Here is a 15934-nt window from a genome sequence, read left to right on the forward strand (position 1 = left end):
ATATCTGGAGAGGTTAGGAGATTCAATGTACTTAATTGATGGCCTGAAACATAAAAAAGGAACCTGGCCATAATATTTGAATTATATATACAGCTTCAAAAATCCACTTATTAGGTAGTAAAATTCAATTATAACAATATATAAAAGTAAAAAAAAACCCGCTTTAAGCGGGTTCGTATAAAGACAGTATAAACTACTCATCTGCTTCAGTATTAGCCACTGGTCTATCTAATAACTCAACTATAGCCATTGGCGCATTATCACCTTCTCTGAAGCCACATTTGATGATACGAACATAACCACCAGGTCTTTCCACAAAACGTGGTCCTAAATCACTAAACAATTTTCCTACAGCAGATTTAGAACGTAAAATATCAAAAGCATGACGACGAGATGCTACTGAATCAGCCTTACTAACAGTAATTAAAGGTTCAATGTAACGACGTAAATCTTTTGCTTTTGGTAAAGTTGTTTTAATCAACTCATGCTCAATCAAAGAACAGCACATGTTAGAAAACATGGCTTTACGATGGCTACTTGTACGGCTAAAACTACGGCCCGAATTACGGTGACGCATAACAAAGACTCCTAAATATTACTCGCCAAGACTTGCTGGCGGCCAATTCTCAAGTTTCATTCCAAGCGATAATGAGCGAGAAGCTAATACATCCTTAATTTCAGTAAGAGATTTCTTACCAAGATTAGGTGTTTTTAACAGCTCATTTTCAGTTCTTTGAACTAAATCGCCAATATAATGAATGTTTTCTGCTTTTAAACAATTAGCAGAACGAACAGTTAACTCTAAATCATCAACAGAACGTAATAAAACGGGGTCGAAATCATTGCGCTCTTTATTATCAGATCGTGATTCTTCAAATTTCATATCAACAAAGGCATGAAGCTGTCTTTGAAGAATACTGGCTGAAATACGGATTGCTTCTTCCGCATCAATCGTACCATTCGTTTCTAATTCAATTGTTAACTTGTCAAGATCAGTACGATTTTCAACACGCGCACTATCGACAAAATAAGCAACTTTCTTTACAGGAGAGAAGCTATTATCAATTTTTAATTTACCAACTGATTTCTTTTCAATCTCATCATCAAGGTGACTAACGAACGAATCAGTATTATGAAAACCAATTCCACGCTCTACCTTCAGGGTCATATTCAATTTACCCTTTTCATTCAAGTTGGCAAGAACAAGCTCAGGATTTACAATTTCCTGCCCATGCGTCAATTGAATGTCGCCAGCAGTTACCTGACAAGGACCTTGTTTATTCAGAGTAATAGTAGCTTCCTCACCCACGGTCAATTTAATAGCTACTAACTTCAAGTTAAGTAACAAATCAACCACGTCTTCTTGAACGCCCTCAATTGTACTGTATTCATGAAGAACTCCATCAATTGAGGCTTCAGTAATGGCACTTCCAGGCATAGATGACAATAATATACGTCTCAACGCATTGCCGAGGGTGTGACCAAAACCTCTCTCCAAAGGCTCTAGAACGATTCTAGCTTTATAAGGTGACTCTGCCTGTACCTTAAGCACTTTAGGCGTTAGCATTTCATTGATTTCAGTATACATTCAGCTATTTCTCCGAGCTTACTTAGAGTAAAGTTCTACAACAAGATTTACGTTGTAGTCTGAAGATAAGTCAGTTAACGTTGGTGCTGTAGAGAAAGTACCTTTAAAAGCAGTAGAATCTACAGTAATCCAATCACAAGGAGCTCGTTGTTCAGATAATGCCAAAGCTGCCTGAACCCGACCCTGACTTTTAGCTCTTTGACGAACAGTAACAACGTCGCCAGGACTTACTAAAAATGAAGGTACGTTAACTATTTTATCATTAACAAGTATTGCCTTATGAGTTACTAATTGTCTAGCTTCTGCACGAGTGCTAGCAAAACCCATACGATATACAACATTATCAAGACGTCTTTCTAAAAGAGACATCAGATTTTCACCTGTAGAACCCTTTTGACGAGCTGCCATTGTATAATAATTGCGGAATTGCTTTTCAAGAACACCATATAATCTTCTGATTTTTTGTTTTTCTCTAAGCTGAATTCCGTAGCCATTTAAACGTGGCTTTTTATCACCATGTTGTCCAGGTAACTTTTCAGATTTACACTTGGATTTATGATCACGCACACCACTTTTTAGTAATAGATCACAACCTTCACGTCGTGATAATTTACATTTTGGACCAAGATATCTAGCCATTAATTACTCCTGAGTCTTATACACGACGTTTTTTAGGTGGCTTACAACCATTATGGGGTATGCCAGTTACATCGGTTATTTCAACAATTTTAAAATCCTGGGATATTAATTCACGAATAGTGGACTCTCTACCAGGACCAGGACCATGAACAAATACTGCTACAGATTTCATACCATATTCTTTAGCAACAACAGCTGCACGCTCTGTTGCAACTTGTGCAGCATAAGGTGTACTTTTTCTGGAACCTCTGAAACCAGAACCACCAGATGTTGCCCAACATAATGCATTACCTTGTCTATCAGTAAAGGTAACAATTGTATTATTGAAAGATGCATGAACATGAACTATACCATCTGATACAACACGTTTTGCCTTTTTTCGTACTTTTTGCTGTTTTGACTTAGTTATTGCCATCTTATTTTCCTACATGAAAAATCAATTACTAGTGCCTTTTCTACGGCCTTTTCTAGTACGAGCATTTGTTTTCGTACGTTGTCCGCGCAAGGGTAATCCTCTTCTATGCCTTAAGCCTCTATAACAGCCAAGGTCCATCAATCGTTTAATGTTCATAGTAACAACACGACGTAAATCACCTTCTACTGTAATTTTTGCAATTTCAATTCTTAATGACTCTAACTGAGCATCTGATAATTGCGAAACTTTAGCTGAAGGATCAATATCAACTGTTTTACATAATTTTAACGATGTGGTTTTACCAATACCATAAATAGCTGTTAAAGCAATTACCACATGTTTGTGATCAGGTATGTTCACTCCTGCAATACGAGCCATTAGCTTCTCCGAACGTTATTTTGTTCTGTCGAAAGGGACAGAAGAATACTATTTTTATAAAATTAAATCAAGCAGATATTAACCTTGCTTTTGTTTATGCCTGGCATCCTTACAAATTACTCGTATAGTGCCACTTCTTTTAATAATTTTGCAATTGCGACAAATTCGCTTTACTGATGCTCTTACTTTCATTCCGAACTCCGATAAAAATCATAATAGACCAGGTAGTTTCGTACCTTTAAAATTAGCCTTTTTCATTAACGAATCATATTGTTGGGTCATTAAATGAGCTTGTATCTGAGCTACAAAATCCATAATAACTACAACTATAATCAGTAATGATGTTCCACCAAAATAGAAAGGAACATGCCATGTGTACATTAAGATCTGAGGCAATAAACAAACCAGTACCAGATATAAAGCGCCAACCAAAGTTAATCGAGTCATAACAGAATCAATATATTTAGTTGTTTGTTCACCAGGTCTAATTCCGGGTATATATGCTCCAGATTTCTTCAAGTTCTCTGCTGTATCCTTTGGGTTAAATACTAACGCTGCGTAGAAGAAAGCAAAAAACAAAATTGCAAGGGCATATACAATCAAATACAACGGTTGTCCTGGAGACAGAGCCATTCCGACATCCGACAGCCAACCCATACCTTTAGTGTGCGAAAAAAATTGTGCTAAAGTTGCAGGCAGTAAAATAATACTGGACGCAAAAATTGGGGGAATTACTCCAGACATATTGATTTTTAAAGGTAAATGGCTAGTTTGAGCAGCATAAACCTTTCTACCTTGCGTTCTTTGAGCATAATTAACTCGTATACGACGTTGCGCACGCTCCATGAACACTACAAAACCAGTTACCACTACTACAACTACAGCAACGATGACCAAGGTCAACGCTTGCATTTGCCCTTCTTTAACTTGTTGCAGCACTGAGGCAATTGCTGTTGGCATACTGGAAACGATACCAGAGAAAATGATCAGAGAAATACCATTCCCTACACCCTTTTCTGTTATCTGTTCACCCAACCACATTAAGAACATTGTTCCAGTGACTAATGTAACAACAGCTGTAAAATAAAATGAAAAATCTGGTTGTAATGCAATTTGTTGTCCTGCGAGCCATCGAGCCATGCCTAGTGACTGGAATATTGATAGCAACAGAGTTAGATATCTAGTGTATTGATTTATTTTTCTACGTCCAGACTCGCCTTCTTTCTTCAATTGCTCCAGTTTTGGAGAAACAACCGAAAAGAGTTGTATGATAATGGAAGCAGAAATATACGGCATTATTCCAATAGCAAAGACCGTTACACGAGATAATGCGCCACCAGAAAACATATTAAATAAGCCAAAAATTGTATTTTGTTGCTCATTAAAGAAATTAGCCAACTTATTAGGATCCAATCCTGGAACAGGAATATGAGCGCCTAATCTGTAAACTAAAATCCCTAGAATAACAAATATCAATCTTGATTTTAGTTCAGCCAACCCACCACGTGATTGGCTTCCATTATGTTTTTGGTTTTTCATAGTCACTCTTCTATACTACCACCCAAGCCTTCGATAGCTAAACGAGCACCTTTAGTAACTCTTAAACCCTTAAGCTTGATGGCTGTAGTTAACTCACCGGAAAGAATAACTTTTACATCTTTTATTGAACTGTTAATTATTCCAGCTTCACGCAAAACTTTAATATCAATGACATCTGCGGTTAACTTAGCAAGCTCACTCAAGCATACTTCATCAACTGTTCTGCCAATACGAGACTTAAATCCCATTTTAGGAAGACGTCTTTGAATTGGCATCTGACCGCCTTCAAAGTTAATCTTATGGTATCCGCCTGCTCTGGCTTTTTGACCTTTATGGCCTTTACCACTGGTTTTACCTAAACCGGATCCTATACCTCTACCTAAACGCTTTTTTGGAGGTCTTGAACCGGGATCTGGTGATAGTGAATTCAGATTCATTATACACTCTCCTCGACTAGCAGCAGGTAGTTTATTGCATTAACAAGTCCACGAATAGCTGGTGTGTCATTGTGACATACACTTGAATTTGTTTTACCTAAACCTAACTGCTTTGCAATATGAATATGCTTTGGTTTTCTACCAATAGTACTTTTAACCAAAGTGATTTTAATTTTCTTTTCCATAATTAGCCCGCCATTACTTCATTAACAGTTTTACCACGTTTGGCTGCAACGTAATCTGGTGTACCAATACTGGTTAAGGCACCAATAGTTGCTCGGACAATATTACTTGGATTAGTAGAACCAATACTTTTTGCAAGTATATTTTGTACACCTAATACTTCAAGTACAGCTCTCATAGCACCACCAGCAATAATCCCTGTACCTTCGCTAGCTGGTTTCATAAATACTTTTGATGCGCCGTAGTTAAAGGTAATTTCATGGAATATTGTCGTTCCAGAAAGAGGAATGTAAACCATGTTTTTCTTGGCTTGATCCATAGCTTTCTGAATTGCAATTGGAACTTCTCGTGCCTTACCTCTACCAAAACCAACTTTACCCTTTCCGTCACCAACAACGACCAAAACAGCAAAGCCAAAAACACGTCCGCCTTTAACAACTTTTGCGGTACGAGTTACTGATACCAACTTTTCTTGATATCCATCTGACTTGGGTGAATCTTCGAATGCCATAATCGTTCCTTAAAAATCTAATCCAGCTTCGCGAGCACCTTCAGCAAGTGCTTTCACTCGGCCATGATATTTATAACCAGCACGATCAAATGCAACTTGGCTAATGCCTTGTTCTTTGGCACGATTTCCAAGCATCTTGCCAACTAAAGTAGCTTGTTCTACTTTGCATTTCCCAGATAAACTGGCTCGTAATTCTTTTTCATTGGTAGAACATACTACCAAAACTTTATCACCGAGTTGATCAGCTTGAACAATTTGTGAATAGATATGCGTTCCGCTTCTATAAACAACTAATCTTGCTCTACCCGATTTACGGATTAAGGCTTTTGCTTTTAATCCACGTCTCTCACGCGAGTTTTGCTTATTCATAACTTATACCTTATTTCTTTTTGGCTTCTTTTCGAGCAATTACTTCACCAGCGTAGCGAACTCCTTTGCCTTTATAAGGCTCTGGTGGTCTAAACGCTCTAATTTCAGAAGCTACTTGTCCCAAAATTTGCTTATCAACGCCTTTCAGTACAACAGTTGTATTGTTTGGGGTTTCAACACTCACACCTTTTGGTAATTCATATTCAACAGGATGAGAAAAACCTAGAGATAAGGTAATAGAATTATCTTTGGCTTGTGCTCTATAACCCACACCAACCAACTCAAGAGTTACTGTAAAACCATCAGTAACACCGTGAACCATATTGCTTACCAATGCTCTTGCTGTTCCAGCTTGAGCCCATGCCTTTGGATCGTTTGCTGCAGGAGCAAATTCTAATTGGTTAGACTCTTTACTTTTAGTAATACTAACTAACCGGTTAATTTTTTGGGTTAGTGTTCCTTTAGGCCCTTTTACAGTGATTGTTCCATCAACGAATGTTACTTCAACATTTGCTGGATGAACAACAGGGGCTTTAGCTACTCTAGACATATCATTCCTCGCAAGAATTAAGCCACTTCACAAATGACTTCGCCACCAACACCTTTAGATTTAGCAGATATGTGAGTCATTATACCTTTAGATGTAGATAAAATAGCCACACCAAATCCTGGGATTGATGATAAATCTTTGTAAGATTTGTATACTCTTAGTCCTGGCCGGCTAATTCTTTTAATCAACTCAATAACTGGTCTACCGTGATAATACTTTAGCTTAACAGTTATGGACTTAAGATTATTGTCTAATGTTTCAACGAAGAAATTCTCAATATAACCTTCTTCCTTCAAAACACGAGCAATTTCTTCCTTTAACTTAGAAGAAACTAATGTTATTTGCTGATGTTTCGCTTGTTGACCATTTCGTATTCTGGTCAGCATATCAGCAACTGGATCATGCATACTCACAATCGTTCTCCAATCTAAATAATTTACCAGCTCGATTTTCTTCCGCCGGGTACATTGCCAACCATAAGCTGTTGTCTGAGGCAAATTCTGCAAAGACTGAATTTGCGATAGACTGCATGTGGCCGTCCACAACACTGGCATCGAGTACTATGACGAACAGGATTTGAATTAACTGGTAATTTTGCTAATTTTGCCTGAGATTCCATTATAACTTGGAAATCATCAGAAGATTTAATCAATTGTTTTAATTCGTTTCTGCGTTGTCTGTATTTTTCTACCAGTTTTCCACGCTTTAACTCTCGCACAAGCATTGATTTTTTAGCCACAATTTCACCCTTTTATTTTCTATCTCTATCTTTCAATGGAAGATTAAATGCTTCTAACAAAGCTTTAGCTTCTTCGTTTGTTTTAGCACTTGTAGTAATACAAATGTCTAAACCTCTTATACCATCAGTTTTATCAAAATCAATTTCTGGAAATACAATTTGCTCATGTATACCCATACTGTAGTTACCAGTTCCGTCAAAAGATTTAGGGTTTAATCCACGAAAATCTCTCACCCGGGGTAAAGTAACTGAAATCAATCTGTCTAGAAACTCATACATCCGTTCGCGTCTTAGAGTAACTTTACATCCAATCGGCCAACCTTCTCTGATTTTAAAACCAGCAAGTGATTTTTTAGCTTTGGTAATAACTGGTTTTTGACCAGAAATAAGAGTCATGTCTTCTACAGCATGATTCATAACTTTTTTATCACCAACGGCTTCTCCAACACCCATATTCAGGGTGATTTTCAGTATTTTTGGAACTTCCATAACACTTGAATAGTTGAACCGTTTCATCATCATTGTGACGACGTCTTTCTTGTAAAACTCTTTAAGTCTTGCCATTTCAATCACCTAATTAAACACGGTCAATTATTTCATCGTTAGATTTAAAATATCTAACTTTTTTATTAACGCCGCTATTCTCAAGATACTTAAAGCCTACTTTATCTGCCTTTTTAGTAACAGGGTTGTAAAGAGCAACGTTTGAAACGTGTAGTGGAGCCTCACGTGAAATAATTCCACCTTTGTTTTCTGGTTTTTGAGGATTAGGCTTAACGTGTTTCTTAATTAAATTGCCCCCCTCAACTACAACTGAGTTACCGATTACTCGTAGGACTTTACCCACATGACCTTTACTTTTACCGGCGATTACAATTACTTCATCGCCTGATCTAATACGTTTCATACTTTAATCCTTCTCACAAAACTTCAGCAGCCAGAGAAATTATTTTCATAAATTTCTCTCGTAGCTCGCGAGTAACAGGGCCAAATATACGAGTTCCAATTGGCTCGTTTTGGTTATTTAAAAGTACTGCTGCGTTTCCATCAAATCGAATTAAAGACCCGTCATCTCGACGCACACCTTGCGCAGTTCGAACAACAACAGCCTTCATCACAGCACCCTTTTTTACTTTACTTCTTGGTATCGCATCTTTAATACTGACTTTGATGACATCACCAACACGGGCATACCGTCTGTGTGATCCGCCAAGTACTTTAATACACATTACCTTTCGTGCTCCGCTATTATCAGCAACTTCGAGCACTGTCTGCATTTGGATCATTATATTCTCCAGCTCTAATTTCGACCAGAAAAAGGTTGCTGATTATATCAGGCCTTTTAGGGTTTTAAAAGTATATCAACCGAGTTGATTAAGAAATTACTTCGACTAATACCCAGCTTTTCGTTTTAGAGAGTGGTCTTGACTCACGGATCTTTACAGTATTACCTATTTGACATACTTGATTTTCATCGTGTGCATGCAATTTAGTTCTGCGCTTCATGATTTTTCCGTACTTAGGATGTTTCACAGTACGCTCAATCATTACTACGATTGTTTTATCCATTTTGTCACTAACTACTTTTCCAACCATAGTTCTGGCATTCGATTCACTATTAGTAGACATTTCACTTACCTGCCTTTTCAGTCAACATTGTTTTAACTTTTGCCACTGATTTACGCACCAGAGTGATGAGATGTGTTTTATCTAGTGAGCCACTTGCTTTCTTCATTCGTAAATTAAATTGTTCTTTACGTAATGAAAGCAATTCAGTTTGCAATTCTTCTACAGTCAAATTGCGCAATTCATCGATTTTTTTCATTACATTACCGTCCGTTCTTCAAATATTACTTTGAAAGGAAGTTTTGCTTTGGCAAGGTCGAAAGCTTCCATTGCAAGCTCTCTTGAAACACCTTCCATTTCAAATAGAACCTTTCCAGGCTGTATTTGAGCTACCCAATATTCAACACTACCTTTACCTTTACCTTGTCTCACTTCTAAAGGCTTTTGTGTAATTGGTTTATCTGGAAATACTCGAATCCAAATTTTACCACCACGCTTAATATGACGTGTCATCGCTCGACGAGCGGCTTCAATCTGACGAGCGGTTAAACGACCACGCTCTAAAGCCTTCAGACCAAACTCACCGAAACTAATTTTGCTACCGCGTAAGGCTAAACCTCTATTACGGCCTTTCATCTGTTTGCGGTATTTAGTACGCTTTGGTTGCAACATGATACTTATTCCTCACTCACTGGGCGCTGTCAGATAATCTTTTCTTTTGAGGCAAAATTTCACCTTTGAAGATCCAGACTTTAACACCAATAATTCCGTAGGTTGTTTTAGATTCGGCCGTACCGTAATCGATGTCAGCTCTAAATGTATGTAATGGTACACGACCTTCTCTATACCACTCAGAACGAGCTATTTCAGCACCACCAAGTCGTCCGCTTACGCAGATTTTGATACCTTTTGCACCAGCCTTTAGAGCTGATGTTACCGCTCGTTTCATAGCTCTTCTAAACATAACGCGTTGCTCTAACTGTTGAGCAATACCTTCAGCAACAAGAGTTGAATCAAGTTCGGGTTTCTTTATTTCTTCAATATTTAGATGAACAGGTACACCTAATTTGTCAGAAATCTCTTTACGCAGCGTTTCAATACCGCCACCTTTTTTACCAATGATAATTCCAGGTCTGGCAGTTTGAATCGTAACTACAGCATTATTAGCAGGACGCTCAATTAAAATTTTGCTTACTGCCGCAGCCATAAGTTTTTTCTTAAGCTCAGTGCGTAATTTAATATCCTGAATTAAGAATTCAGCGTAGCGTTTTCCAGCGAACCACTTTGAGTTCCAATCTTTAATAATACCAAGGCGTATGCCTATCGGGTTTACTTTTTGTCCCATTGCTATTCCTCGTCAGACACTTTAATCGTGATATGGCAGGTACGTTTACAAATACGATTTGCACGACCCTTAGCTCTGGGACTAATACGTTTTAAAGTCGCTGCTTCATCAACGCATACCATACCTACTTTTAGATCATCAATATCTGCTCCATTATTATTTTCAGCATTAGCAATCGCTGATTCTAATAATTTCAACATCAATTGAGCACCTTTTTTTGGTGTAAACTTGAGGACATCAAGCGCACCAGATACGTTCATATTACGTATCATATCGGCTACCAATCTGCCCTTTTGAGCGGATAAAGGAGCACCTTTTAACTTAGCTGTAACTTCCATCATATCCTCTTACTTGCCTTTAGCCTTTCTGTCTCCAGAATGGCCTTTGAATGTACGAGTCATGGCAAACTCACCTAGTTTGTGACCAACCATATTATCTGTAATATATACAGGTACGTGATCTTTACCGTTATGAACGGCAATTGTTAAATCAATCATTTCAGGAACGATTGTTGAACGTCTAGACCAGGTTTTAATTGGCTTTTTTGATTTTGATTCGATTGCAGCTTCTACTTTGCTGATCAAATGATGGTCAATAAATGGACCTTTTCTAATAGAACGAGCCACTTGATATCCTCTCAATAATTATTTCTTTTTACGTCTTCTGACAATAAAGCCATCAGTACGCTTATTACTTCTGGTTTTATAACCTTTAGTTGGAACACCCCAAGGAGAAACTGGATGACGTCCACCAGAAGTACGACCTTCACCACCACCATGTGGGTGATCAACAGGGTTCATAGCCACACCACGAACAGTTGGTCTTACACCTCTCCAACGTTTTGCACCTGCTTTACCTAAAGAGCGCAGACTATGCTCGCTATTACTTACTTCTCCTATTACAGCGCGGCATAAAACGTGTATTTTACGCATCTCACCTGAACGAAGGCGTAAAGTAGCATAGATACCTTCTTTAGCTACAATTTGTCCACTACATCCAGCACTTCTTAACATCTGAGCGCCTTTTCCTGGTTTCATTTCAACGCAGTGGATCGTTGTACCAACTGGAATATTTTTAAGCGGCAGGCAATTACCTACACTAATTGGAGAATCAGCACCACTTAGTACTGTAGCTCCTACTTCCAGATTTGATGGGGCGATAATATATCTTTTTTCACCGTCTTTATATGCAATCAGAGCAATTAGCGCTGTCCGGTTAGGATCGTACTCTAGACGCTCTACTCGTCCTGCGATTCCATCTTTATCACGCTTGAAATCTACAAGTCTGTATTTTTGACGTTGTCCACCACCAATATGTCGTACAGTGATTCTACCCTGGTTATTTCTTCCACCAGTTTTCTTTAGTTTTTCAACTAATGCTGCATGGGGTTTGCCTTTATGGATATTGTGATGAACAACACGTATTTCGCCACGTTTCCCAGGCGAAGTCGGTTTCGATTTTAGTAGTGCCATCTTAATCTGCCTTATTCGGTAACTGTAAAGTCAATATCTTGATCAGCGTGAAGGGATACAAATGCTTTTTTCCAGTCACTTCTTTTACCGCTGGTTTGTTTAAAGCGTTTGGATTTGCCCTTTACATTGATAACAGATACATGCTTAACTTTTACATTAAATATGTGCTCCACAGCCATTTTAATTTCTGTTTTTGTCGCAGTTTTTAACACTTTAAATGTGAACTGCTTAAACTTATCGGCCATGACAGTAGCCTTTTCAGAAGTATGTGGTTCACGAAGAACCATCATCAATCTCTCAGCATTCATTGTAACTGTTCCTCAATTTTTTTAATTGCAGCTTCTGTAACAACAACTTTTTCAAATCTGAGTAAGGAAACAGGATCTATAGTTGTAACATCACAGATATCGTAGTCAATTAGATTTCTAGAACCTAAATATTCACTTTCACCAACTTCATTCATAATGATCAGAGCATTTTTAATATCCATCTGTGTCATTTTGTTGATGAAATCTTTAGTCTTATGGCTCTCACATTGGAAATCATTAACGACTACCAGGTTGCCTGTACGACAAAGTTCGGAGATTATACTACGTAATGCACGTTTGTACATTTTTTTATTAAGTTTTTGTGAGTAATCTCGTTTTTTTGATGCGAAAGTTACTCCACCACTTCTCCAAATAGGACTTCTGATGGTACCAGCTCTAGCACGGCCAGTTCCTTTTTGGTTCCAAGGTTTTTTTCCACCACCTCTAACTTCAGAGCGTGTTTTTTGTGCGCTATTACCGCTGCGCGCATTATTCATGTATGTAACAACTGCCTGATGCACCAAGCCTTCGTTGTATGCATATGCAAAAACTTCATCATTAAGTTGCAGTTGAGTTTTTGTATCTATAGTAGTAATTTCCATCACTCACCTCTTGCTTGCTTTTTGATCGCAGGCTTAATTTCTACTCGTGAACCTGGAGCTCCAGGAATAGCACCTTTAATCAGTAGTAAATTTCTCTCAGCGTCAACACGAACAAGTTCCAGGCTTTGAGTAGTGCAATGAGCATTACCCATATGACCTGCCATTTTTTTACCTTTAAAAACACGACCTGGAGTTTGGTTTTGACCTATTGAACCGGGTACACGATGAGATCTGGAGTTACCATGAGTCGCATCTTGTGTTCTGAAGTTGTATCGTTTTACGGTACCAGCGAAACCTTTACCTTTACTGACACCAGACACATCAACATATTGTCCTGCACTGAACAAATCAGCTACAGAAATAACCTGACCAAGAGTGTAAGCATCTTCAGATTCAACATGAAATTCAGTGAGCATATCACCAGCTTCAATCTCAGCCTTGGCAAAGTGACCAGCCATAGGCTTGCTTACTTTGCTAGCTTTTTTGGTTCCGCCAGTTAATTGAACTGCTGAATAGCCATCAGCATCAATAGTTTTAACTTGAGAAACACGATTTGGGTGTACTTCTACAACAGAAACAGGAACTGAAACTCCTTCTGCGGTAAAAACACGCGTCATACCGATTTTACGGCCTAATAAACCGATCATCATTGTAACACCTCTTTAATATCCTTCACCCTAACAATTAGTCATCAAGGCTTATCTGAACATCAACCCCAGCAGCCAGATCCAATTTCATCAATGCATCTACTGTTTTTTCAGTTGGATGAACAATAACGACCAAGCGTTTATGAGTACGTAATTCATATTGATCTCTCGCATCTTTGTTTACATGCGGAGAAGTCAATACGGTAAATTTTTCCTTTCTGATAGGCAAAGGTATAGGTCCACGAATTTGAGCACCTGTACGCTTAGCTGTCTCAACGATCTCTCGAGTTGATAAGTCAATCAACCGATGATCGAAGGATTTTAATCTTATTTTAATGTTTTGATTGCTACTCATTATAATTACTCGATTATTTTAGCGACAACACCGGCGCCTACAGTACGGCCACCTTCCCGAATTGCGAAACGTAAACCTTCTGTCATCGCAATAGGTGCATGCAAGTTAATAACGAGTTGAACGTTATCTCCTGGCATAACCATTTCAATTCCAGATGGAAGATCACAAGTACCTGTTACGTCAGTCGTTCTGAAATAGAACTGAGGACGGTATCCATTGAAAAATGGCGTATGACGACCACCTTCTTCTTTAGACAATACGTATACTTCAGCTTCAAACTTGGTGTGCGGCTTGATTGTACCTGGTTTAGCTAATACTTGTCCACGCTCAACTTCATCACGCTTGGTTCCACGCAATAACACACCCACGTTATCACCGGCACGTCCTTCATCAAGAAGTTTACGGAACATTTCAACACCGGTACAGATTGTTTTCTGAGTATCATGAATACCAACAATCTCAACTTCTTCACCAACTTTAATAATTCCACTCTCAACACGTCCAGTAACAACTGTTCCACGTCCTGAAATTGAGAATACGTCTTCAATTGGTAACAGGAATGATTTATCAATGTTACGAACTGGTTCTGGAATATATGAATCCAAAGTTTCAACCAATTTTTCAATAGACGGTACGCCGATATCGCTGGTATCACCTTCCAATGCTTTTAACGCTGAACCAACAACAATTGGAATATCATCGCCAGGGAACTCGTAACTGCTTAACAGATCACGAACTTCCATCTCAACCAGCTCTAACAGCTCAGCATCGTCAACCATGTCCGCTTTGTTCATGTATACAACAATATAAGGAACACCAACCTGACGAGATAACAATATGTGTTCTCTGGTTTGTGGCATAGGGCCATCTGCTGCAGATACAACCAAGATTGCTCCATCCATCTGGGCAGCTCCGGTGATCATGTTCTTAACGTAGTCAGCATGTCCTGGGCAGTCAACGTGCGCGTAGTGACGGTTAGCTGATTCATATTCTACGTGTGCAGTAGAAATAGTAATACCACGCTCTCTTTCTTCTGGCGCAGCATCAATCTGATCGTACGCTTTTGCAGTACCGCCATACTTCTTCGCCATGATTGTTGTAATCGCAGCTGTCAAGGTTGTTTTACCATGATCCACGTGGCCAATAGTCCCCACATTTACGTGCGGCTTTTTACGTTCAAATTTTTCCTTCGCCATCGGAAAGTCTCCCCGTTTGCTAATTGATATTTACATGGTGCCCACAACTGGACTCGAACCAACGACCTCTTCCTTACCAAGGAAGTGCTCTACCGCCTGAGCTATGTGGGCTTAATATATCGGCTTGCCAAATATTCATCCACAAGCAAATATTCTACTACATTTATGGAGCGGGTGATGGGAATCGAACCCACGCTATCAGCTTGGAAGGCTGAAGTTCTACCATTGAACTACACCCGCTTTCTATCTTTTCAACTTTAACTGGTGGAGGGGGAAGGATTCGAACCTTCGAAGGCAGAGCCGTCAGATTTACAGTCTGATCCCTTTGACCGCTCGGGAACCCCTCCAAAAAGAACGCTATTGTCTTTTAAGATGAAGAGAATGTCAACATTTTAGTTGACATTCTCTTCTACTTAGATGGTGCTGGCACCAGGAATCGAACCCGGGACCTACTGATTACAAGTCAGTTGCTCTACCAACTGAGCTACGCCAGCCTGTACGCTTTTACATTATTTGTAAAACATTTAGTGACTTTTTTATATATTAATAACTATATTTAGGTCACTTAAATAAAACCCTGGCGATGACCTACTTTCGCATGAGGAAGCCTCACACTATCATCGGCGCATGTTCGTTTCACTTCTGAGTTCGAGATGGGATCAGGTGGTTCCAAACCGCTATTGTCGCCAGGAAAACTGTTTACCTTCAGATTGATGATTTTTTTAATCAACAAGCCCAAGGCCTGGTAAAGATTCGAGGTAACACATTCTACTCTATTTTATCGTCTACTTCTATAACCCGAAGTAACTCAGATTATATGGTCAAGACAATCAGCCAATTAGTACAAGTTAGCTTCACACATTACTGCGCTTCCACACCTTGCCTATCAACGTCGTAGTCTTCAACGGGCTTCATGGGAAAACTCATCTTGAGGGAGGCTTCCCGCTTAGATGCTTTCAGCGGTTATCCCGTCCGAACTTAGCTACCCGGCTATGCCACTGGCGTGACAACCGGTACACCAGAGGTTCGTCCACTCCGGTCCTCTCGTACTAGGAGCAGCTCCTCTCAATTTTCCTACGCCCACGGCAGATAGGG

At 39.1% G+C, this 15934-nt stretch carries 29 protein-coding genes, 4 tRNA genes and 2 rRNA genes; all 35 read right to left on the reverse strand.

What is annotated here, in order from left to right; genetic code table 11:
- Nucleotides 1–193: 193 nt before the first annotated feature.
- The gene (rplQ, locus tag G543_RS0116540; RefSeq protein WP_028385520.1) at nucleotides 194–577 is read right to left on the reverse strand and encodes a 50S ribosomal protein L17; all 384 of its coding nucleotides are present in this window, start codon (nucleotides 575–577) and stop codon (nucleotides 194–196) included.
- 18 nt (nucleotides 578–595) lie between these two features.
- Nucleotides 596–1588 (reverse strand): DNA-directed RNA polymerase subunit alpha, encoded by a 993-nt coding sequence (locus tag G543_RS0116545; protein WP_028385521.1) that lies wholly within the window; start codon nucleotides 1586–1588, stop codon nucleotides 596–598.
- 18 nt (nucleotides 1589–1606) lie between these two features.
- Nucleotides 1607–2227, reverse strand: coding sequence for a 30S ribosomal protein S4 (gene rpsD, locus G543_RS0116550; RefSeq protein ID WP_028385522.1), 621 nt, complete (start codon nucleotides 2225–2227; stop codon nucleotides 1607–1609).
- A gap of 16 nt (nucleotides 2228–2243) precedes the next feature.
- Nucleotides 2244–2642 (reverse strand): 30S ribosomal protein S11, encoded by a 399-nt coding sequence (gene rpsK, locus G543_RS0116555; protein WP_028385523.1) that lies wholly within the window; start codon nucleotides 2640–2642, stop codon nucleotides 2244–2246.
- Nucleotides 2643–2663: 21 nt separating this feature from the next.
- The gene (gene rpsM / locus G543_RS0116560) at nucleotides 2664–3020 is read right to left on the reverse strand and encodes a 30S ribosomal protein S13 (protein WP_028385524.1); all 357 of its coding nucleotides are present in this window, start codon (nucleotides 3018–3020) and stop codon (nucleotides 2664–2666) included.
- Between the two features lie 78 nt (nucleotides 3021–3098).
- Nucleotides 3099–3212, reverse strand: coding sequence for a 50S ribosomal protein L36 (rpmJ, locus tag G543_RS18855; RefSeq protein WP_010946099.1), 114 nt, complete (start codon nucleotides 3210–3212; stop codon nucleotides 3099–3101).
- An 18-nt stretch (nucleotides 3213–3230) separates the two neighbouring features.
- Nucleotides 3231–4559: a preprotein translocase subunit SecY gene (gene secY / locus G543_RS0116565; RefSeq protein ID WP_028385525.1), complete on the reverse strand. Its 1329-nt coding sequence runs from the start codon at nucleotides 4557–4559 to the stop codon at nucleotides 3231–3233.
- A 2-nt stretch (nucleotides 4560–4561) separates the two neighbouring features.
- Entirely contained in the window at nucleotides 4562–4996 is a 435-nt protein-coding gene (gene rplO / locus G543_RS0116570) for a 50S ribosomal protein L15 (RefSeq protein WP_028385526.1), read from the reverse strand.
- Nucleotides 4996–5181 carry a 50S ribosomal protein L30 gene (gene rpmD / locus G543_RS0116575; RefSeq protein WP_028385527.1) on the reverse strand — a complete coding sequence of 62 codons (186 nt, stop codon included), beginning with the start codon at nucleotides 5179–5181 and terminating at the stop codon, nucleotides 4996–4998. The genes rplO and rpmD overlap by 1 nt, the downstream gene beginning before the upstream one ends.
- A gap of 2 nt (nucleotides 5182–5183) precedes the next feature.
- Entirely contained in the window at nucleotides 5184–5690 is a 507-nt protein-coding gene (rpsE, locus tag G543_RS0116580) for a 30S ribosomal protein S5 (protein ID WP_028385528.1), read from the reverse strand.
- 9 nt (nucleotides 5691–5699) lie between these two features.
- On the reverse strand, nucleotides 5700–6059 hold the full coding sequence (gene rplR, locus G543_RS0116585; RefSeq protein WP_028385529.1) for a 50S ribosomal protein L18: 360 nt from the start codon (nucleotides 6057–6059) through the stop codon (nucleotides 5700–5702).
- Nucleotides 6060–6069: 10 nt separating this feature from the next.
- Nucleotides 6070–6609: a 50S ribosomal protein L6 gene (gene rplF, locus G543_RS0116590; RefSeq protein WP_028385530.1), complete on the reverse strand. Its 540-nt coding sequence runs from the start codon at nucleotides 6607–6609 to the stop codon at nucleotides 6070–6072.
- A 17-nt stretch (nucleotides 6610–6626) separates the two neighbouring features.
- Nucleotides 6627–7016 carry a 30S ribosomal protein S8 gene (gene rpsH, locus G543_RS0116595; RefSeq protein ID WP_199741688.1) on the reverse strand — a complete coding sequence of 130 codons (390 nt, stop codon included), beginning with the start codon at nucleotides 7014–7016 and terminating at the stop codon, nucleotides 6627–6629.
- Nucleotides 7017–7045: 29 nt separating this feature from the next.
- On the reverse strand, nucleotides 7046–7348 hold the full coding sequence (rpsN, locus tag G543_RS0116600; RefSeq protein ID WP_028385532.1) for a 30S ribosomal protein S14: 303 nt from the start codon (nucleotides 7346–7348) through the stop codon (nucleotides 7046–7048).
- Between the two features lie 12 nt (nucleotides 7349–7360).
- Complete coding sequence (rplE, locus tag G543_RS0116605) at nucleotides 7361–7912, reverse strand: 50S ribosomal protein L5 (RefSeq protein ID WP_028385533.1); 552 nt, start codon at nucleotides 7910–7912, stop codon at nucleotides 7361–7363.
- Nucleotides 7913–7925: 13 nt separating this feature from the next.
- On the reverse strand, nucleotides 7926–8255 hold the full coding sequence (rplX, locus tag G543_RS0116610) for a 50S ribosomal protein L24 (RefSeq protein WP_028385534.1): 330 nt from the start codon (nucleotides 8253–8255) through the stop codon (nucleotides 7926–7928).
- A gap of 13 nt (nucleotides 8256–8268) precedes the next feature.
- Nucleotides 8269–8634 (reverse strand): 50S ribosomal protein L14, encoded by a 366-nt coding sequence (gene rplN / locus G543_RS0116615; RefSeq protein WP_028385535.1) that lies wholly within the window; start codon nucleotides 8632–8634, stop codon nucleotides 8269–8271.
- Between the two features lie 88 nt (nucleotides 8635–8722).
- Entirely contained in the window at nucleotides 8723–8977 is a 255-nt protein-coding gene (gene rpsQ / locus G543_RS0116620; RefSeq protein ID WP_028385536.1) for a 30S ribosomal protein S17, read from the reverse strand.
- Nucleotide 8978: 1 nt separating this feature from the next.
- A complete protein-coding gene (gene rpmC / locus G543_RS0116625) occupies nucleotides 8979–9173 on the reverse strand; it encodes a 50S ribosomal protein L29 (RefSeq protein ID WP_028385537.1) in 195 nt (64 codons plus the stop codon).
- The gene (gene rplP, locus G543_RS0116630) at nucleotides 9173–9586 is read right to left on the reverse strand and encodes a 50S ribosomal protein L16 (protein ID WP_028385538.1); all 414 of its coding nucleotides are present in this window, start codon (nucleotides 9584–9586) and stop codon (nucleotides 9173–9175) included. The genes rpmC and rplP overlap by 1 nt, the downstream gene beginning before the upstream one ends.
- 16 nt (nucleotides 9587–9602) lie before the next feature.
- Nucleotides 9603–10259: a 30S ribosomal protein S3 gene (gene rpsC / locus G543_RS0116635; RefSeq protein ID WP_028385539.1), complete on the reverse strand. Its 657-nt coding sequence runs from the start codon at nucleotides 10257–10259 to the stop codon at nucleotides 9603–9605.
- Nucleotides 10260–10261: 2 nt separating this feature from the next.
- Nucleotides 10262–10597 carry a 50S ribosomal protein L22 gene (rplV, locus tag G543_RS0116640; protein WP_028385540.1) on the reverse strand — a complete coding sequence of 112 codons (336 nt, stop codon included), beginning with the start codon at nucleotides 10595–10597 and terminating at the stop codon, nucleotides 10262–10264.
- Between the two features lie 9 nt (nucleotides 10598–10606).
- Nucleotides 10607–10885 carry a 30S ribosomal protein S19 gene (gene rpsS, locus G543_RS0116645; RefSeq protein ID WP_018577115.1) on the reverse strand — a complete coding sequence of 93 codons (279 nt, stop codon included), beginning with the start codon at nucleotides 10883–10885 and terminating at the stop codon, nucleotides 10607–10609.
- A gap of 18 nt (nucleotides 10886–10903) precedes the next feature.
- Nucleotides 10904–11731: a 50S ribosomal protein L2 gene (gene rplB / locus G543_RS0116650; RefSeq protein ID WP_028385541.1), complete on the reverse strand. Its 828-nt coding sequence runs from the start codon at nucleotides 11729–11731 to the stop codon at nucleotides 10904–10906.
- A gap of 11 nt (nucleotides 11732–11742) precedes the next feature.
- Nucleotides 11743–12039 carry a 50S ribosomal protein L23 gene (gene rplW / locus G543_RS0116655; RefSeq protein WP_028385542.1) on the reverse strand — a complete coding sequence of 99 codons (297 nt, stop codon included), beginning with the start codon at nucleotides 12037–12039 and terminating at the stop codon, nucleotides 11743–11745.
- A complete protein-coding gene (gene rplD, locus G543_RS0116660; RefSeq protein ID WP_028385543.1) occupies nucleotides 12036–12641 on the reverse strand; it encodes a 50S ribosomal protein L4 in 606 nt (201 codons plus the stop codon). The genes rplW and rplD overlap by 4 nt, the downstream gene beginning before the upstream one ends.
- On the reverse strand, nucleotides 12641–13291 hold the full coding sequence (rplC, locus tag G543_RS0116665; RefSeq protein ID WP_051190762.1) for a 50S ribosomal protein L3: 651 nt from the start codon (nucleotides 13289–13291) through the stop codon (nucleotides 12641–12643). The genes rplD and rplC overlap by 1 nt, the downstream gene beginning before the upstream one ends.
- Nucleotides 13292–13325: 34 nt before the next feature.
- Nucleotides 13326–13643 (reverse strand): 30S ribosomal protein S10, encoded by a 318-nt coding sequence (gene rpsJ / locus G543_RS0116670; protein ID WP_003633094.1) that lies wholly within the window; start codon nucleotides 13641–13643, stop codon nucleotides 13326–13328.
- A 5-nt stretch (nucleotides 13644–13648) separates the two neighbouring features.
- Nucleotides 13649–14839: an elongation factor Tu gene (gene tuf, locus G543_RS0116675; RefSeq protein WP_028385545.1), complete on the reverse strand. Its 1191-nt coding sequence runs from the start codon at nucleotides 14837–14839 to the stop codon at nucleotides 13649–13651.
- 35 nt (nucleotides 14840–14874) lie between these two features.
- Nucleotides 14875–14950: transfer RNA gene (locus G543_RS0116680), tRNA-Thr, on the reverse strand.
- 55 nt (nucleotides 14951–15005) lie between these two features.
- Nucleotides 15006–15079: transfer RNA gene (locus G543_RS0116685), tRNA-Gly, on the reverse strand.
- A gap of 22 nt (nucleotides 15080–15101) precedes the next feature.
- Nucleotides 15102–15186, reverse strand: a tRNA-Tyr gene (locus tag G543_RS0116690).
- Between the two features lie 71 nt (nucleotides 15187–15257).
- A tRNA-Thr gene (locus G543_RS0116695) sits at nucleotides 15258–15333 on the reverse strand.
- An 81-nt stretch (nucleotides 15334–15414) separates the two neighbouring features.
- Nucleotides 15415–15530 (reverse strand): 5S ribosomal RNA (gene rrf, locus G543_RS0116700).
- Nucleotides 15531–15656: 126 nt separating this feature from the next.
- Nucleotides 15657–15934, reverse strand: a 23S ribosomal RNA gene (locus G543_RS0116705); the annotation flags it as partial.

Source organism: Legionella moravica DSM 19234 (assembly GCF_000423305.1).
In the GTDB taxonomy this organism is placed as follows: domain Bacteria; phylum Pseudomonadota; class Gammaproteobacteria; order Legionellales; family Legionellaceae; genus Legionella; species Legionella moravica.

Bases quoted from the DNA above. Each gene is read 5' to 3' on its own strand.
- rplQ (WP_028385520.1), bottom strand. From the start codon at position 577: ATGCGTCACCGTAATTCGGGCCGTAGTTTTAGCCGTACAAGTAGCCAT.
- G543_RS0116545 (WP_028385521.1), bottom strand. From the start codon at position 1,588: ATGTATACTGAAATCAATGAAATGCTAACGCCTAAAGTGCTTAAGGTA.
- rpsD (WP_028385522.1), bottom strand. From the start codon at position 2,227: ATGGCTAGATATCTTGGTCCAAAATGTAAATTATCACGACGTGAAGGT.
- rpsK (WP_028385523.1), bottom strand. From the start codon at position 2,642: ATGGCAATAACTAAGTCAAAACAGCAAAAAGTACGAAAAAAGGCAAAA.
- rpsM (WP_028385524.1), bottom strand. From the start codon at position 3,020: ATGGCTCGTATTGCAGGAGTGAACATACCTGATCACAAACATGTGGTA.
- rpmJ (WP_010946099.1), bottom strand. From the start codon at position 3,212: ATGAAAGTAAGAGCATCAGTAAAGCGAATTTGTCGCAATTGCAAAATT.
- secY (WP_028385525.1), bottom strand. From the start codon at position 4,559: ATGAAAAACCAAAAACATAATGGAAGCCAATCACGTGGTGGGTTGGCT.
- rplO (WP_028385526.1), bottom strand. From the start codon at position 4,996: ATGAATCTGAATTCACTATCACCAGATCCCGGTTCAAGACCTCCAAAA.
- rpmD (WP_028385527.1), bottom strand. From the start codon at position 5,181: ATGGAAAAGAAAATTAAAATCACTTTGGTTAAAAGTACTATTGGTAGA.
- rpsE (WP_028385528.1), bottom strand. From the start codon at position 5,690: ATGGCATTCGAAGATTCACCCAAGTCAGATGGATATCAAGAAAAGTTG.
- rplR (WP_028385529.1), bottom strand. From the start codon at position 6,059: ATGAATAAGCAAAACTCGCGTGAGAGACGTGGATTAAAAGCAAAAGCC.
- rplF (WP_028385530.1), bottom strand. From the start codon at position 6,609: ATGTCTAGAGTAGCTAAAGCCCCTGTTGTTCATCCAGCAAATGTTGAA.
- rpsH (WP_199741688.1), bottom strand. From the start codon at position 7,016: ATGCATGATCCAGTTGCTGATATGCTGACCAGAATACGAAATGGTCAA.
- rplE (WP_028385533.1), bottom strand. From the start codon at position 7,912: ATGGCAAGACTTAAAGAGTTTTACAAGAAAGACGTCGTCACAATGATG.
- rplX (WP_028385534.1), bottom strand. From the start codon at position 8,255: ATGAAACGTATTAGATCAGGCGATGAAGTAATTGTAATCGCCGGTAAA.
- rplN (WP_028385535.1), bottom strand. From the start codon at position 8,634: ATGATCCAAATGCAGACAGTGCTCGAAGTTGCTGATAATAGCGGAGCA.
- rpsQ (WP_028385536.1), bottom strand. From the start codon at position 8,977: ATGTCTACTAATAGTGAATCGAATGCCAGAACTATGGTTGGAAAAGTA.
- rpmC (WP_028385537.1), bottom strand. From the start codon at position 9,173: ATGAAAAAAATCGATGAATTGCGCAATTTGACTGTAGAAGAATTGCAA.
- rplP (WP_028385538.1), bottom strand. From the start codon at position 9,586: ATGTTGCAACCAAAGCGTACTAAATACCGCAAACAGATGAAAGGCCGT.
- rpsC (WP_028385539.1), bottom strand. From the start codon at position 10,259: ATGGGACAAAAAGTAAACCCGATAGGCATACGCCTTGGTATTATTAAA.
- rplV (WP_028385540.1), bottom strand. From the start codon at position 10,597: ATGGAAGTTACAGCTAAGTTAAAAGGTGCTCCTTTATCCGCTCAAAAG.
- rplB (WP_028385541.1), bottom strand. From the start codon at position 11,731: ATGGCACTACTAAAATCGAAACCGACTTCGCCTGGGAAACGTGGCGAA.
- rplW (WP_028385542.1), bottom strand. From the start codon at position 12,039: ATGAATGCTGAGAGATTGATGATGGTTCTTCGTGAACCACATACTTCT.
- rplD (WP_028385543.1), bottom strand. From the start codon at position 12,641: ATGGAAATTACTACTATAGATACAAAAACTCAACTGCAACTTAATGAT.
- rplC (WP_051190762.1), bottom strand. From the start codon at position 13,291: ATGATGATCGGTTTATTAGGCCGTAAAATCGGTATGACGCGTGTTTTT.
- rpsJ (WP_003633094.1), bottom strand. From the start codon at position 13,643: ATGAGTAGCAATCAAAACATTAAAATAAGATTAAAATCCTTCGATCAT.
- tuf (WP_028385545.1), bottom strand. From the start codon at position 14,839: ATGGCGAAGGAAAAATTTGAACGTAAAAAGCCGCACGTAAATGTGGGG.